Source organism: Actinomycetota bacterium, assembly GCA_014360655.1.
In the GTDB taxonomy this organism is placed as follows: Bacteria; Actinomycetota; Geothermincolia; order Geothermincolales; family RBG-13-55-18; genus JACIXC01.
This window is the reverse complement of the sequence record JACIXC010000001.1, coordinates 26,062-40,120: the sequence shown is the minus strand read 5'-3', so window position 1 is coordinate 40,120 and position 14,059 is coordinate 26,062. Positions and strand designations below refer to the sequence as shown.

10 protein-coding genes are annotated in these 14,059 nt (G+C 66.3%); all 10 read left to right on the top strand.

Annotated elements, in window-relative coordinates:
- The first annotated feature begins 247 nt into the window (after positions 1-247).
- Positions 248-2,824: a copper-translocating P-type ATPase gene (locus tag H5T73_00145; GenBank protein ID MBC7246177.1), complete on the top strand. Its 2,577-nt coding sequence runs from the start codon at positions 248-250 to the stop codon at positions 2,822-2,824.
- A 9-nt stretch (positions 2,825-2,833) separates the two neighbouring features.
- Complete coding sequence (locus tag H5T73_00140) at positions 2,834-3,370, top strand: SoxR reducing system RseC family protein (protein ID MBC7246176.1); 537 nt, start codon at positions 2,834-2,836, stop codon at positions 3,368-3,370.
- Positions 3,371-3,727: 357 nt separating this feature from the next.
- The gene (locus H5T73_00135; protein ID MBC7246175.1) at positions 3,728-4,117 is read left to right on the top strand and encodes a hypothetical protein; all 390 of its coding nucleotides are present in this window, start codon (positions 3,728-3,730) and stop codon (positions 4,115-4,117) included.
- A gap of 74 nt (positions 4,118-4,191) precedes the next feature.
- On the top strand, positions 4,192-5,484 hold the full coding sequence (locus H5T73_00130; protein MBC7246174.1) for a DUF362 domain-containing protein: 1,293 nt from the start codon (positions 4,192-4,194) through the stop codon (positions 5,482-5,484).
- A 163-nt stretch (positions 5,485-5,647) separates the two neighbouring features.
- Complete coding sequence (locus H5T73_00125) at positions 5,648-6,964, top strand: tetratricopeptide repeat protein (protein ID MBC7246173.1); 1,317 nt, start codon at positions 5,648-5,650, stop codon at positions 6,962-6,964.
- Positions 6,965-7,163: 199 nt separating this feature from the next.
- Positions 7,164-9,347, top strand: a complete 2,184-nt coding sequence (locus tag H5T73_00120) for an N-acetylmuramoyl-L-alanine amidase (GenBank protein MBC7246172.1) — start codon at positions 7,164-7,166, stop codon at positions 9,345-9,347.
- Positions 9,348-9,908: 561 nt separating this feature from the next.
- Positions 9,909-11,075: a DUF3068 domain-containing protein gene (locus H5T73_00115; protein ID MBC7246171.1), complete on the top strand. Its 1,167-nt coding sequence runs from the start codon at positions 9,909-9,911 to the stop codon at positions 11,073-11,075.
- A gap of 249 nt (positions 11,076-11,324) precedes the next feature.
- Positions 11,325-11,657 carry a hypothetical protein gene (locus tag H5T73_00110; GenBank protein ID MBC7246170.1) on the top strand — a complete coding sequence of 111 codons (333 nt, stop codon included), beginning with the start codon at positions 11,325-11,327 and terminating at the stop codon, positions 11,655-11,657.
- An 84-nt stretch (positions 11,658-11,741) separates the two neighbouring features.
- Positions 11,742-12,935, top strand: coding sequence for a L,D-transpeptidase/peptidoglycan binding protein (locus H5T73_00105; protein MBC7246169.1), 1,194 nt, complete (start codon positions 11,742-11,744; stop codon positions 12,933-12,935).
- Positions 12,936-13,036: 101 nt separating this feature from the next.
- Positions 13,037-14,023, top strand: a complete 987-nt coding sequence (locus H5T73_00100; GenBank protein ID MBC7246168.1) for a hypothetical protein — start codon at positions 13,037-13,039, stop codon at positions 14,021-14,023.
- Positions 14,024-14,059: the final 36 nt, after the last annotated feature.

Below are 14,059 nucleotides of genomic sequence, written 5' to 3'. Positions count from 1 at the left end.
CCGGGCCGAGGTCTCAGGGTAGCGGTCCCGCCCGGCGTCACATGCCTTTCTACGGGGAGGGACCTTTATGGGATGGCTCATGTACTGAGGAAAACGATGCATTCATAATGGATTAAGAAGGACTTTATGCGTCGAGAGCGCGTTTCACGAGTTGGAAGTCGCGCTTGAAAAGCGGGAGTTGAGCGGAAGAGGGATTCTGAGTCTGCTTCCGGGGGCTCACGGAGGCGTGGCGCGAGCGGGTCTGGAGATGATGGAGATGAAGCGCACAGGGGTCGGGAGCGAGGAGCAAGAAGAGCAAGTCGCCGCGGGCGGGGAGAAGGCAGAGAGCGGGAGCGGTGGTGACGCCTCCCGGTTGGTCATCAGGGTGGGCGGCATGACCTGCGCCTCCTGCACCGCCAGGGTGGAGAAGGCCCTCAGGGACCTGCCGGGGGTGGAGGAGGTGTCCGTGAACCTGGCTTCCGAGAAAGCTACCATATCCTACCAGCCCAACAAGGTGAGCGCGGAAGGGATGGCGAAGGTCATAGAGGAGCTGGGCTACCGGGCAGGGCTGGAGAAGGCGGTCTTCGGCGTGGAGGGCATGACCTGCGCCTCCTGCGTGGCGCGCGTGGAGAAGGCCCTCGGCGGGGTGGAGGGGGTGATGAGCGCGGACGTCAACCTGGCCACGGAGAGGGCTGCCGTCGTCTTCGACCCCGCAATCGCTTCTTACGAGAAGATGGCCCGCACCGTGGAGGCGGCGGGATACAGGCTGCTGCCTCCCGGCGAGGGAGAGGAACCCCTCGACCGCGAGAGGCGGCGCCGCGAGAGGGAGGGCCGCGTGTTGCGGGCGAAGCTCATCTACAGCCTGGCATCGGCCGCGGTGATCATGTTCCTGTCCATGCTCGGCATGCACCTCCCGGGACTGAGGGATATCCCCGAGCGGACCCTCTTCTACCTGCTCTTCGCCCTGGCCACGCCGGTGCAGTTCGGGCCGGGCCTGACCTTCTATCGCGCGGCCTTGCGGGCGGCGCGCCATGGGACCACGGACATGAACACACTCATAGCGGTGGGGACCACCGCCGCCTACGCCTACAGCGTGGTGGCGACCTTCTTCCCCTCTTTCATCAGCGGCACCGGTCTCGAGCTTGCGGTCTACTACGACGCCTCCGCCACCATCATCGCCCTCATCCTGCTGGGGCGCTTCCTGGAGGCAAGGGCGAGGGGGCGCACCTCGGAGGCCATAAGGCGCCTCATGGGCCTGCGTGCCCGCCTCGCGAGGGTGGTCAGGGACGATGGAGAGGTCGAGATCCCGGTGGAGGAGGTAAAGGTGGGGGATGTCGTGGTGGTGCGGCCCGGCGAGAAGATCCCCGTGGACGGTGTGGTCCTGGAAGGCCGCAGCAGCGTTGACGAGTCCATGCTGAGCGGCGAGCCGCTTCCGGTGGAGAAGGGGCCCGGCGACGAGGTCACCGGGGCTACCATCAACGGCACCGGCTCCTTCCGCTTCCGGGCGACGCGGGTGGGAGGGGACACGGTGCTGGCGCAGATCATACGCCTGGTGGAGGAGGCGCAGGGCAGCAAGGCGCCCGTGCAGCGCCTGGCAGACAGGGTGGCCGCCGTCTTCGTCCCCGCGGTCATGGGTATGGCGGCGGTGACCTTCCTGGCCTGGTTGCTGGCGGGACCGGAGCCGTCCTTCAACTTCGCCCTCCTCAACTTCGTGGCCGTACTGGTCATCGCCTGCCCCTGCGCCCTGGGGCTGGCCACTCCTACCGCCATCATGGTGGGCACGGGGAAGGGCGCGGAGATGGGGATTCTCATCAGGGGAGGAGAGGTGCTGGAGAGAGCCGGCAGGCTTGATACCGTGGTCTTCGATAAGACGGGGACCCTAACGCGGGGAAGGCCCGAGGTGAGCGACCTCCTCGCCGCGGAGGGGAGGAGCGAGGAGGAGCTGCTATTCCTGGCGGCCACCGTGGAGCGGGGGAGTGAGCACCCGCTGGCGGAGACCATGGTGCGGGAAGCCGAAGAGAGGGGGATAACCCCGGGAGAGGCATCCGATTTCCAGGCGTTTCCAGGTAAGGGGGTGGCTGCCGCCTGGCGTGGCGCGAGGGCTTTGCTGGGCAACTCCGCCTTCCTGTCCGAAAACGGCGTGGACACGCGCGGTCTCGAGGGAGAGGCGGAGAGGCTGTCGCGTGAGGGCAAGACGGTGGTCTACGTGTCCCTGGACGGAGAACTCTGGGGGCTGGTGGCGGTTACCGATGCGCTCAAGGACACGGCTGTGGAGGCCGTGCGTGCCCTGCGCGCGCTGGGGATCGAGGTGGCCATGCTCAGCGGGGACCGGCTCTCCTCCGCGCAGGCGGTTGCGCGCCGGGCGGGGGTGGAGCGGGTCCTGGCGGAGGTCCTTCCGGGGGAGAAGGCGCGGGAGATAGAGCGACTGCAGGGCGAGGGCAGGGTGGTGGCCATGGTGGGCGACGGCATCAACGACGCTCCCGCCCTGGCACAGGCGGATATCGGCATAGCCGTGGGGAGCGGCACCGACGTGGCCCTGGAGGCCTCGGACATCACCCTTATCTCCGACGACCTGCGCAAGGTAGCCGCCGCCGTGACCCTTTCCCGCGCCACCCTGCGCACCATCAGGCAGAACCTCTTCTGGGCCTTCTTCTACAACGTGGTGGGCATTCCCGTGGCCGCGGGGGTGCTCTATCCCCTGTGGGGGGTTCTGCTCAACCCGGTCTACGCCGCGTTGGCCATGGCCTTCAGCTCCGTCTCGGTGGTGAGCAATTCGTTGCGCCTGCGCCGGTTCCGCGAGGTGGGGAGAATGGGCGCCGTGAAGGCGAGGTCGGAAGCGGGGTAAGATAATACCGTGTGTTGCGTGGAGACCGCCGGTAAAGAGGAGAGGTTGAAGGTGGAGGAGAGGGACGGCGCGACGGAGGCGTCCTGGAGGCGCCTTGCGGGAGGGGACGGGCACGGCAGGCGGGAGGAGGGCACCGTGATAGCCGTGCGGGGGGAGCTGGCCGAGGTGCTCATCCCACGTGGCAGGCAGTGCGAGGGGTGCGGGTCCTGCTGCGTGGTTGCAGGTGAAGGACAAATGCTGGCCGAGGCCCTGAACGAGGCGGGTGCCGGGGTGGGTGACAGGGTAGAGGTGGAACTCCCCTTCAGGACCTCCCTCAAGGCCGCCTATATCCTCTACGGGCTACCACTGGCCGCCTTCCTGGCGGGCCTGGGCGTCGCGGCGCTCGTCTCCGCCGTGCTTTTCGACGGCGCATTCGCCGTGCCGCTTGGACTGTTCTTCGGCTTCGGTTTCCTCGTCCTCTCCTATCTCCTGCTGGCGCGCGTGTACGCCCCCGGCACCAGGGGGGCTTCCTCCTACCGGCCGGTGATCACAAGGGTGTTGCGTTGACCCTCGTGCCCGGAGGTTCCCGCCGTATCCATGCGTTTGCCATGGATTCCCTCGCACGCACCCTGGGAGAGCCGCGCCCACTGCCGCAATTCCCTCCTCGTATCCATGCGTTTGCCGTGGATTCCCTCGCACGCACCCGCCCTGCGTTTCACACCCGGCGGCCACACCCGTGTCGCATCTGCTCGCCTCCCTCCGGGGCGGCCGCCGACCCCGCCGCCCGCGGTCGCTTCCCGTCCCCGAAGAACCAGGCGTCGGGAGGCATGTTCGTGCCGAAGGCGGGAAAGCCGGTGGGGGGCGGGGGTTATACGGCGCACAAGCTTTTGTTATACTGCGGGAAAAGACTGCGTGAGGGGGGTGATGGCGCAGGTGTCCGGCATTACGGCTTTCGCGGGTGAGGGGCTGCCGCCCGCGCGCGGCCCTTATTCGCACGCGGTGGCGTGGAACGGGCTCGTTTTCGTCTCCGGCCTGCTCGCGGTAAAAGAGGAAGGCGGCGAGGTGACGGGGGACGTGCGCGAAGAGGCCATGGTGGTGCTGCGCAACCTGGAGAGGGTTCTTCGGGCTGCGGGAAGCGGCATGGACAAGGTGCTCGCGGTGACCGTCTTCCTCGCGGATATCGGTGAGATCTCGGCCTTCAACGAGGTCTACGAGGAATTCTTCCGGCCCCCCTATCCCGCGCGTTCGGCGGTGGGCGTGGCCCTGCCCGGGAGGTTCCGTGTGGAACTGGCGGCGGTGGCCTGCCGGGAATAGCGGGACCTTCCCGCTCCCCAGCGACCCCCACGCGCGGCGCGTGGGGGGTGACGGTTCCCGGGAAAGGAGGAAAGATGCCCAGGGTGGTTGTCGCTGCCGCGGGGGATGATCTGCGGGAGGGCATGGTCGAGATATTCAGTCACTTCGGAGGCCTCTCGTCGCTCCTGGGCGGCAGGCGCGACGCCTTCATAAAGGTCAACGCCGTAGACTTCAAGCCCTATTGTCACACCGACCCGAGGGCGGTCTCGGCCCTGGTGAGGCTGCTGCTGGAGGCGGGGGCACGCAGGGTGTACGTGATGGACAACTGCACCCAGGGCAACTTCACACGCCTGGTGTTCCGGGTGAGCGGCCTGGCGCGGGCGACCCGGGAGGCGGGCGGCATACCCCTCTACCTGGACGAGGGGAAGCAGGTGGAGGTCACCCTGCCCACACTCGGCTACCGGGTGCGCGTTTCGCGCTGGGTCAGGGAAAGGCTCATGGAGAAAAGGGATGACAATCTATACATCTCCCTTCCCAAGCTCAAGACCCATTCCATGGCCACCGTCACCCTGGGGGTGAAGAACCAGTTCGGCCTGGTCATGCAGGAGGACCGCATCCGCGACCACAACTGGATGCTGCACCGCAAGTTCGCGGACATCTACATGCTGGTGCGGCCCGACTTCACGGTCATCGAGGGCCTGCACGCCCTGAACCACGGCCACTACGCGCCCCAGGGGCTGGCCGGGGAGTGCGTGGAGGAGCTGGGCGTGCTCCTGGGAGGGGACGATACGCTGGCGGTGGATGCCGTGGGGGCAGATCTCCTGGGCATAGATCCCGCCAGGGTGGAGCACCTCCGGCTTTCCGCCGCGGAGGGCCTGGGTTGCATCGACCTTGCGGACATAGAGGTCATAGGCGACCGGGAGCCCTTTTGGCGCCGCTACACCCCGGAGCTGCTCCCCGTCTACCCTCCCGACGTGCGCATCCTCGAGGGGGAGGAGAGGTGCTGCCGCGAGGGTTGTTCCCTGAACACGCGTATGGTACTGCAGATGCTCTACGTCGATTTCAAGGGGAAGGGCGGTTTCACCATATGCATGGGAAAGGGATGGCGCGAGGAGACCCTCGAAGGGATCGAGGGCAGGGTGCTGGTGGTGGGGGACTGCGCGGCCGAGGAGGCCTACCCGGCGTTGCTCCGCAGGCTGGGAAGGAAAGCGCTGCGGGTGGCGTGGGGTTGCAACAACCTCCGGGACGTGCTGGCCTCGCTCACGCCCCTCATGGGGATAAACCCCATCTCCATGGTGCCCCTGCCGCCCTGGGAGTCCGCGCTATTGCTGGCCATGGCGCGCCTGCGGCGCACCACCGCCCGCATCCCCCCGCTGCTTGCCCGCTGACCTCCCCGGTATCCTTTCCGGCCTTTCCGGCCAGGACCCGGCACACCCACCGGCGGCCCTGCGGCGGTTCCGGGGCTCATGTCAACGGGGCCCTCGCGCCGAATATATATATGCGGTGGAAACGTTCGGCGTGAGTGTATGCGGTAGAAGCAGGAGCTGGCCGATGTTGGAGAGAAGTGAGGACGTGCGGGAGAACGGATACGCGACTCCTTCGGGCGCCGAGAGAGACGAGGAGCGAGTGGAGCCCCTGCGGCGGAGGACGGTGACCCGTGGGGAATGCCGGGTGCATTCGGCGGAGGAGTCTCCCGCGCCTCTCGTTGTGGCGAGGAGAAGGGACCCCGTCCTCTACGTTCCGGGGTTCTTCCGCTTCTACATCCTCTCCGCCGCCATCAGGCGCAGGCTGCGCAACCTCGATTTCGAGATCTACACCCTGCGCCTTCCCAATTTCGGCGCCGGTGACATACGCCGGGGGGCGCGCATACTCCTTGACAAGATGGAGGAGCTCCGCATCCTCCTCGGGGCAAAGAAGGTCTCCATCATAGGGCAGGGCGTGGGAGGACTGGTGGCAAGGTTCGCGGTGGAGCGCATGGGCGGGGCGGATCACCTGAAGAAGTTGATCATGCTGGGAACCCCCAACGGCGGGTCGTACACCTTCTACCTCTTCCTTCCGTTCAAGGCCGCGCGGCAGGCCCTTCCGGGCAGCGCCTTCCTCGGGGAGTTGAACGCCCGTGAAGGGGGAGGGCCTCGAGCGGACGACTTGCCGTATGTTTCCATCTGCACGCCCTGGGATCTTGCCGTGGTGCCGTGGACCAATTGCTGCCTGCCGGGAGCGGAAAATCTCCGCCTCGGGTGGCTCTGCACCCACATGGGCATGGTGCGTTCCCGCTCCGTCGTCGGGTTGCTGGTGGGGCTCCTGGGCGAGGAGGAGGGGACGGCCAACGACACCCTGAAGGCTGAGGAGGACCGGGCGCTTCTGCAGGAACTCAACCGCGTCCTCGCGGAGGACCCCGGGGACGATGGCGCCCTGCTGCGGCGCGCCAGGCTGTTCATGGACTGGGGCTATTACCGGGCGGCCATCAAGGACCTCGACCGCCTGGTGAAGGTGCGGCAGGACCTGCCGGAGGCTTACATGCTGCGCGGCAAGGCCTTACGGCGCAAGATACAGTACGACGACAACCCCATCTACAACCGGGCCATACGAGATTTCAACCAGGTGATAAGGATGAACCCGGGGTCGGCCGAGGCCTACTACGAGCGCGGCGTGTGTTATGCGCTGCTCAACGCCTGGGGGGAGGCGGTGGACGACTGGGACCGGGCGCTCATCCTCAACCCGGACTACTATCCCGCCTATCTTTCCCGCGGGCTCGGCAGGAAGAAGAGGGGCAACATCGCGGGAGCTCTGGATGATTTCCGGGAGGTCCTGCGCATAAACCCGGATGAGCCCGACGCCCTGCGCCTCCTTTCCGGCTTGGGCGGTTAGCTGCGGCCGGTGTGCACGTGGTGCTTGCGCGAGCGCTTCTCCGGCGGGCGTCAAGCGTGTGGTGGGGTTGGCATGCGTGGCGCGTTGCTAAAGGTTTACATCACGTGCCGTCGAATAACCCAGTGAGTGAGACCGTGGGGAGGTATTTTGCGTGCACCGTAAAGGAATCCGTCCGCGCGGAGAAGCGGCGTCCCGCGCCATGGCAGCCCCGCTCTGCCTCCTTCTCGCTTCCCTGGCGTTGCTCTCCCCGCTCGCTCTCCGCCTGCCCGCCGGGGAAGAACGCGCCCTCGCCGGCGCCCTGAGCGGCTGGAAATTCTGCGTGGATGCCGGGCACGGCGGGGCGGAGACGGGAGCGGTGGGCCCCACGGGCCTGCAGGAGAAGGAAGTCAACCTCAAGGTGGCCCTAAGGCTGCGTGACCTGCTCCTGGCCAACGGCGCCCAGGTGCTCATGACGCGCGAGAGCGACGTCGCGGTGAGCATCACCCAGCGCTGGCAGATGGCCAACTCCTGGGGGGCCGACCGCTTCATCAGCATCCATCACAACGCCTACCCGGACGACCCGAACGTCAACGGAACCGAGACCCTGGTTTCCACATACGCCAGCCAGGCCTCCCTGGAGCTGGCCAACTCCGTGCAGGCGGAGCTGGTGGGGGAGTTCGGGCTGCCCAACCGCGGCGTGAAAAAGGTGGGCTACTGCGGCGTGCTCAACAACACCAACATGCCGGCCATACTCACCGAGGCCTCCTTTATCTCCAATCCCGCGCAGGAGCGACTGCTGCGCGATGACGCCTACCTGGCGCGGGAGGCCATGGCCATCCTGCGCGGCATACGCATGCCCTCGCGCGTAAGCTTTATCCAGCCGCAGGAGAACCGCATATCGAGCGGTGTCGTCAACGTCTCCCTACAGGTGCTGGGAGCGGAGGCCGTAAGCCGGATGGACCTCTTCCTCGACGGCGGGCTGTTGCGGAGCTTCGGCGGTCCCCCCTTCAGCACCAATGTGGACACCGCGTCGCTGGGGGACGGCACACACCGCCTGCGGGCCGTGGCCTACTACGGCGATGGCGGCACCGCCGCGGTGGAGCGGGACCTCATCGTGGCCTCTGCTGCCAGAAAATGGTATTTCGCGGAGGGGGCCACCTGGGCGGGGATCGAGGAGTGGCTCACCGTGCTCAATCCCAACGGCACGCCCGTGGACTTCAGCGTGCAGTACCTCTTCCAGGACCGGGAGGCGCTCACACGCACCTACCGCGTGGAGGCCGAGGCGCGGCTGAGCATCAACGTTGGGGGACAGGTGGGCGCGGGGCGGGACGTGAGCCTGGTGGTGGATTCCCCGCTCCCCATCGTGGCGGAGCGCCCCATGTATTTCCTCTACCGCAACCGGTTGGCGGGGGGACACGTCTCGGGCGGCAGCAATCAACCCTCCACCACCTGGTACTTCGCCGAGGGGCACACCGGCGACGGTTTCGATGAATGGCTGTGCCTGCTCAACCCGGGGAATACGGAGGCGAAGGCGAGGGTCGAGTACCTCTCACCGGCCGGCCTGCTCCTCTCGGAGGACATGTCCCTGGCGCCCAGGCGGCGCTACAGCGTCTTCGTCAACGGAAAGGTGGGACCGGGAAAGGATGTCTCCCTGCGGGTGACCTCCACGAACGGCGTCCCGCTGGTCGCGGAGCGCCCCATGTATTTCCTCTACCGCAACCAGTGGGCGGGGGGACACGTCTCGGGCGGCAGCAATCAACCCTCCACCACCTGGTACTTCGCCGAGGGATACACGGGAGCCGGCTTCGAGGAGTGGCTGTGCCTGTTCAACCCCGATACGGCGCCCAACCGCGTGCGCATCACGTACCAGACCAGAAACGGGGCCAACATCGCTGACGAGGAGGTCGTGCCCCCTCTCTCCAGGCGCACGGTGAACGTCAACCTGCGCGCGGGGGCTAACCTGGAGGTCTCCGTCAAGATGGAGGGGGAGAGGCCCTTCGTGGCCGAGAGGAGCATCTACCACGATTACGGTAAGTGGTGCAAGGGCGGCGACGTGCTCGTGGGCGTGAAGGCGCCCTCCCGCCACTGGTATTTGGCGGAGGGTTACACCGGGCCCGGCTTCGAGGACTGGCTGTGCCTGCAGAATGCTGGCGCGGTGGAGCTTTCGGCCGAGATCATGCTGCACTTCGAGAGCGGCGAGCTGATGATGGAGAGGGTGCGGCTGCCCGCCTCCTCGCGCACCACCCTCTACCTGAACAGCATGTCGCCCTACCAGGAAGGCATGTCCGTTTCCGTGCACGCCACGGGGGAAATCGTGGTGGAGCGGCCCATCTACTTCCGTTATAACGGCTCCTGGGTGGGGGGACACGTGAATTGCGGATACGCCCCGGGGATGTCGCGCTGAAAGGTGCGCGGCCTTTCCTTCTTCCAGCGGCCAGGCCTCAGGGTAACGGTCTCGCTCGGCGCCGCGTTCCTTTCTCGTAGATCCGAGGCCTTGGGAAAGGCGTCCTCGCTGCGACCGACCCTGTAGTTCCCCGGGCTAGGTGGTTGCGTATATGTACCTTCTTCCGGCCCGGGGCCTCAGGGTAACGGTCTCGCTCGCAGGCTCGCTGCGACCGACCCTGTAGTTCCCCGGGCTTGGTGGTTGCGTATATGTGCTTCTTCCGGAAGCCGGGCCGCCCGCCTTGGTATATGGGGAGGTTGCCGGAGTGAAGACAGTCGGGGAGGAATTCGGGCCGCGCTTTGGGTAAAATAATGCCGTGTCTTTACGGTCTTTTCAAAGCGTCTTTAACGCTACATGAAACGAAACGGCAGGAGCGGCGGAAACGGGAGCGTGAGAGAGGATGGGCAAGCGGAGGAAAGTCCGCTTGCGGCATAGAAAATAGACTAGGAGTAAGAATGGAGTTGCGGAGCGTACCGCCGCCAAGACGTGCGGCGAGGGTTTTCGGTGTTTAAGGAGGTAGTCATGAAAGGGGCGGTAAGCAAGGTCCTGATAGTCCTGGGGATACTGTTCATACTGGCCTCCATACTCTGGTGGGCGATCGCCGTAAACGCCATGGTGAAGTTGCCCAGCGACGTGGACGTGGAGAACCGGTACGAGGGTGAGGTCACCTGGTACGTAGACCCGGTCAGCCGCCAGCCGCTTCCGGAAGGCCAGGAGATAAAGGCGCCCCTCGAGGTGACACAAAAGATCACCACCCTTGCGGAGGAGTTCGACTCCTCCACCGGACTGGTAAAGGAGACCATAACCATCAGCATGGGAGGGATGAAACAACCCGCGGCGGAGTTCGTCTACGCCCTCGACCGCAAGACGTTGGAGAACGTCAAGGATGACCGCGCCTATGCCTGGGATCCGCGCAACACGGTGAATCGCGAGGGCTCGTATTACCCCTTCTTCACCTTCGATACCTCCAAGGACGAGACCTATTCATTCTGGAAGAGCGAGATCGGCGAGGGCCTGGAGGCGGAATACGTGGACGAGCAGGAGAAGGAACACGTAACCGTCTATGACTTCAAGATGTCCTGCGAGGAAAAACCGGTGGTGGACGCGTACATCGAGAGCATGGGTCTTCCCCGTGAAACCACCATCGAGGAGATGAAGGAAACCCTCAAGGCGGCGGGTCTGGACGTGGACGCCTTCGTTTCCCTGGCGATGGGGGTCATGTCCGCCGAGGACCGGCAGGTTCTCGGCGCCGCGCTGCAGGCGAAGATACCCATCACGTATCTCTGGAGCATGGAACAGGAACTTTCCGTCGACCCCAAGACGGGCATACCGGTGGACGTGTACAAGAGCGCGGAGGCCCTCTCCATGAGGGTCGACCTCAGCGGCATGTCCCAATTGCAGGGTGTGCTGGCCAAGTATGCGAGCGATCCCCAGCTGGGGCCGGTCATCGCGCAACTGGCGGGATTGCAGTCGCAGATGGGGAAGGCCAGCAAGGTGTTCTCCTACGACTATGCGTCCATCCAGGACTCCATCGTGGCGAACGCGGAAGACGCTAGGGAGGGCGCGGGAAGGATCAACCTCATCAAAGTGTACATCCCCTGGGCGCTGCTCATCGTCGGGGCCCTGCTGCTCATCGTCGGGTTGCTCGCGGGGGGAGGGCCCGTTCCCGAGCAGGCGGAGGAAGAATAGAAGAACATTAGAGGAAGAACAGGAGGAAGGGTAGGACGGCGCCGTGGCCGCCGTGTAGCGATATGGAGTGATGTGATCAAGTAAAGGAGTAAGGGGCGCGGGGAAGCGGGGCCGCGGAGAGCGTCGCGTGGGGCGGGGGGCGCCGAGCCTCCCGCCCGCGCTTTACGGTGGCGGCAGGGCGGGATGCGTCATGGCATGTCCGCGTGCAAGGGGAGATAATGCACGTGGGCGGTTTTACGGGAGGTAGATTTGCAGGACGGGGAGAGCGGGCGTCGTTGCCCCCTGTGCGACGCCTGGGCGGAGGAGACGGAGGAAGCGGGGTGCTTCGCGTGCACGCGCTGCCGCGCGATGGCGCGCTTCCGCGGCGAGGAGCTGCTGGCCATGCACATCCCCGGTTTTCACCTGCGCCTGGAGGAGCTGAGGCGGCGCAACAACGAACTGATCGCCCTCATCGAGGGAGAAGGCTGCAGGGGGGCCGCCCGCGACATGAGGCACATCCGCTCCCTGCACGAGGAGCGGCAACGGGTCCTATCCGAATACTCGTTCCTCAGCTATTTCGAGCAGTTCGTGGAAAGGTGGTAGCGTGGAACGAAAAAGGGGCCCGGCGCGTCCTAACCCCGGAAGAGCACCGGGTAAGGAGTGATGCCGAAGATGATGGCCCGAAAGATGAGCAACTGGAAGAAGCTGGTATCCTTCCTGAAGCCGCGCAGCGGCGTCGTGCGCTGGCTGCTCATCGTCCTCCTGGCGGTGGTGGCCTTCCTCGCCCTCGCTTCCGCCGTGTCCGTGTACGCCGACTCGCGCCACCGCGGGGAGATGTTCCCCAGGACGGTGGTGCTGGGCGTGGACGTGACGGGAATGACCCGGGATGAAGCGGTGGAGAGCGTGCGGGAGGAGGTCGTGGCCCCCCTCATGTCGCCGCTGACCGTCAGGTACCGGGAACGGGAATGGGTTATCAACCCGGCGGAGATAGGCCTCAACGTGGACGTGGAATCCCTGGTCGACATGGCCTATCGCCAGGGATGGGAGCGGCCCGCGCTCGAGCGCGCCTTCCGCCGCGCCTTCAACCGCCCACTGAGCATCGAAATAGGCCTGGAGTACTCGCTCGACAAGGACCTGCTGGCGAAGAAGCTCAACAACATCGCCGCCGCCATCGACTGCGAGGTGGTGAACGCCTCGCTGAGCTTCGATTTTCAGACCGGGAAGCTGACCTTCCACCCCTCTCGGGACGGGCTGTGGATGGACGTGGAGGCCACGCTCAAGGCGGTGGAGGAGGGGTTGCTCTCACGCAACCGCGTGGTGGAGCCGGTGGTGGTGGTCACGCCACCCTCCCTTTCCAGCGACGACGTGCAGACGGTGCTGGTGGTGGACATCATGGGCAACACCCTCACCTGGTACAACAAGGACACCCCGGTGAAGACCTATTACGTGGCGACGGGAGAGCCCAAGTACCCAACCCCCCTGGGAAAGTATTACATCATCCGCAAGGAGGAGAACCCGGTCTGGATCAACCCCAACGTGGAGTGGTCCAAGGACATGCCGCCGCGCATCGAGCCGGGGCCGAACAACCCCCTGGGAGTGCGTGCCCTGGTCACCAGCGCCGCGGGCGGCACGGTGCTCATCCACGGCACCAGCAACCTCGTCCCGGGCCTCCACTCGCACGGCTGCATAAGGATGGCCAACTGGGCCATCCTCGAGCTCTTCGACCACGTAAAAGTGGGAACCCCCCTCTTCATCTGGACTTCCAAGCCGGTGCCGCCACCTCCGCCCGAGCAGGGACCCCCCGTGGGCCCGCAGGACCCGGGCTTGGGCGGGACGCAGGAGCAGGCGCCGACCACGCAGGAGCCCGCCGCCGGGCGGTAAGGGGCCAGGGAGCATGACGCGAAGTCATCCTGCGCGGCACGGCGCCGCGTGTTTCCGGGAGGCGCTGGGGAAGGGATGAGAAAAACGGCCCGGGAGGAGCAATGAGGATCGCCGTCATCGGAGCGGGAGCCGCGGGCAGCCTCGTGGCCCACCTGCTGCATGCGGGAGGAAGCGAGGTGCACCTCTACGAGAGGAGGGAGGACAGGAGGGAGCAACTGGCGGCGCGGGGCATTCGCCTTCGTGGGGCGCTCGAGGTCGCGGAGGGGCTGCCGGTACACTCGCCCGGGGAGGCGGACGCCCCCTTCGACCTCATCGTCCTTGCGGTCAAGGCGGGAGATTCCGGGGACGCGCTGCGGCCGCTGAGCCCCTTCGTCCACCGCGACACCCTCTACCTCTCCCTGCAGGAAGGTTTCGCGGCGGAGGAGCTCGCCGCCATGGTGGGCGCGGAAAGGGCGGTGGCGGCGGCGCCCTGGTTCTCGGCGGAGGAGGGAGAGGAGGGCGAGGTGTGGGTGGAGGAGGTGCGCTCCCTGATCCTGGGCGGCATGCGGGAGGGCGGCAACGCCTCGCGCCTGGCGGCGCTTTCGGAAACCCTGGGTGGCCCTGGGGTGACGGCGGTCGGATTGCGGGAGGACATACGCCCGGAGCTGTGGCGGAGGGTCCGTGACGCGGCCGGCGTGAGCTGCCTTTGCGGCCTGTGCGGGGAAGCGCCCGAGAGCCTCCGCTCGCGCGAGGAGTGGCGCGAGGAGCTGGCCTTCTATGCGCGCGAGGCGGCGGAGGAGTGCGCGCGGGTGGCCGCGTTGCACGGCGTGGAGCTGCCGGTCGAGGATTCGCCCTGGGAAGCGGCGGTGTGGCGGCGCGTGCGACCGCCCATGCTGCGTGACGTCATGCGTGGGTCCGCCACGGAGGTGGAATGGCTGTGCGGGAGGTTGCTGGAAAGGGCAGGCGAGCATGGCCTGAAGGCACCAGTGACGGGTGCCTTGCTCTCCCTGGTGAGGGAGCTGGAAAGGGGGCAGAGGGAACCGGGCGCGCATAACCTGCGCGAGCTGAGGAGGCGCGTGGAGGAAGAGAGGGGCATGTCGCTCTTGTGAACGGCCGCGGGCCGTGCGGAGGCGGTCAAGCGCTCG

Bases quoted from the DNA above. Each gene is read 5' to 3' on its own strand.
- H5T73_00145 (MBC7246177.1), top strand. From the start codon at position 248: ATGATGGAGATGAAGCGCACAGGGGTCGGGAGCGAGGAGCAAGAAGAG.
- H5T73_00135 (MBC7246175.1), top strand. From the start codon at position 3,728: ATGGCGCAGGTGTCCGGCATTACGGCTTTCGCGGGTGAGGGGCTGCCG.
- H5T73_00130 (MBC7246174.1), top strand. From the start codon at position 4,192: ATGCCCAGGGTGGTTGTCGCTGCCGCGGGGGATGATCTGCGGGAGGGC.
- H5T73_00125 (MBC7246173.1), top strand. From the start codon at position 5,648: ATGTTGGAGAGAAGTGAGGACGTGCGGGAGAACGGATACGCGACTCCT.
- H5T73_00120 (MBC7246172.1), top strand. From the start codon at position 7,164: ATGGCAGCCCCGCTCTGCCTCCTTCTCGCTTCCCTGGCGTTGCTCTCC.
- H5T73_00115 (MBC7246171.1), top strand. From the start codon at position 9,909: ATGAAAGGGGCGGTAAGCAAGGTCCTGATAGTCCTGGGGATACTGTTC.
- H5T73_00105 (MBC7246169.1), top strand. From the start codon at position 11,742: ATGAGCAACTGGAAGAAGCTGGTATCCTTCCTGAAGCCGCGCAGCGGC.
- H5T73_00100 (MBC7246168.1), top strand. From the start codon at position 13,037: ATGAGGATCGCCGTCATCGGAGCGGGAGCCGCGGGCAGCCTCGTGGCC.